At 35.4% G+C, this 1,603-nt stretch carries 2 protein-coding genes; both read right to left on the bottom strand.

Annotated features, from left to right (window positions below):
* Nucleotides 1–222 precede the first annotated feature (222 nt).
* The gene (locus H4J62_RS19900) at nt 223–474 is read right to left on the bottom strand and encodes a hypothetical protein (protein ID WP_182218757.1); all 252 of its coding nucleotides are present in this window, start codon (nt 472–474) and stop codon (nt 223–225) included.
* Between the two features lie 120 nt (nt 475–594).
* Entirely contained in the window at nt 595–972 is a 378-nt protein-coding gene (locus H4J62_RS19895) for a hypothetical protein (RefSeq protein ID WP_182218756.1), read from the bottom strand.
* Nucleotides 973–1,603: the final 631 nt, after the last annotated feature.

Genomic DNA, 1,603 nt, shown 5'->3' with positions numbered 1-1,603 from the left:
ACCTTTAGGGTGGAAAAAACTAATAGCTCCTCGGACAATAACAGGAAATAGGAATATTGCACAAACAGCTAAAACTAATCTCCTCACCTTAAATTTATCTCCAAGATTTTGGTAAGCCTAACGCCCCATTAAGAGGCTTTTAATTGTTGGCTAAAATGTGAAGCGAAGCGGAACCTTGCCAACTGTTAAAAGTCCTGCTTGAATGGCTTGTTATAAGCCACTTTAATCACCAACAACTCCACTACCTGAGCCACCACCAAACTTACGACCTTCAGGAGTATTATTGTTGTCGTCATTACTTTTGTTGAATAACCATAAACAAATAGCTCCAACAATAGGAATTAACCAAACTAGAATTATTTGAGCTATTTTTTGAAAACGCTCAAGGTCATCACGCTTAGCTAAAAATATAGAAACAAAAATATTTAACGAAAAAATGACAATAAGAAACGAATACCAAATATTAAACTCCATCCATGCCTCCGTGGCTTATAACGCCTCATTAAGAGGAAATTTATAGTTGGCTAAAATGTTGAACGCAGTGAAAACAGCCAACTGTAAATTTTCCTGCTTTAATGACTTGTTATATGCCGATTACTCTAAAGATACAACAATTGGTAATGTATTTTCTGATGTGTACTCAAGATCACAAGTATTATCCCAATGATAATGTTCACCACTGCTAGCATCGAGTTCAAAATTGAAAAATGAAGCCAGAACTTTAAGGCTAGCAACATTACCAGTAATCACGACACCTAAATTCTCATTGTATGAGGCACAAGCAGGTTCATGGCTAGTTGAAATAGTTAACTTACCTTCAAGAAAATCATAAGACTTTGCAGAGCCGAGTTTATCAAAAATAAACGTTTCATTATAATTATCAGAAGCGCTTATAAGTGACTTATGAATCTCGACTAATTCATGAATTGAACCTGAAATTTCTAATTCATCTAAAGTTCGATATAGCTTCATACTTTCCTAGGCATATAACGCCTTGCTAAGCGGCGCAAAATAGTTGGCTAAAATGTGCGAGGAACGAAGCGCAGCCAACTGTTATGCGTCCGTTTGAGCAACTTGTTATATGCAATTTACCACGAAAAAGGCCCGTATGTTTTCGATGAGCCATCTAATCCATTGTAAACAGTGATGTACTGTAACTCATTGTTTTTACTTTTATATAACGAATACGCTAAACCGTCCAGAATAATTGGATTATTAAGGTTACACATAGTGTGACTTTTTGAGGTTAGTTGTGCGTTTGACTCGTTAACTTTAATTAGTTTGCTGGTATTCAGTTTGTTTAAGATGAATTCTATGTCTGACTCACTGCATTTAACAAGCTCAAAAGCGAATAAATTAAAACTGATAAGAAAACTAAAAATCAAAATATTACGCATAAGTTCCATTGCATATAACGCCCCATTAAGAGGCTTTTAATTGTTGGTTATAATGTGAAGCGAAGCGGAACCTAACCAACTGTTAAAAGTCCTGCTTGAATGGCTTATAGTTGGACCAATCCATTTATCAATCGATTAGTTTACTATATTTGATAAGTGGAATATGCCTCTGTTGGTTACGAATATTGAACGGCAAACATCCAATG

Source organism: Colwellia sp. BRX8-5, assembly GCF_014077325.1.
Taxonomy (GTDB): Bacteria; Pseudomonadota; Gammaproteobacteria; order Enterobacterales; family Alteromonadaceae; genus Colwellia_A.
Note: the sequence above shows the minus strand (reverse complement) of the source record. Positions and strands in the feature narration are given on the sequence as shown.

Excerpts from the sequence above, each read along its gene's own strand:
- H4J62_RS19895 (WP_182218756.1), bottom strand. The coding sequence starts at position 972 with ATGAAGCTATATCGAACTTTAGATGAATTAGAAATTTCAGGTTCAATT.
- H4J62_RS19900 (WP_182218757.1), bottom strand. The coding sequence starts at position 474 with ATGGAGTTTAATATTTGGTATTCGTTTCTTATTGTCATTTTTTCGTTA.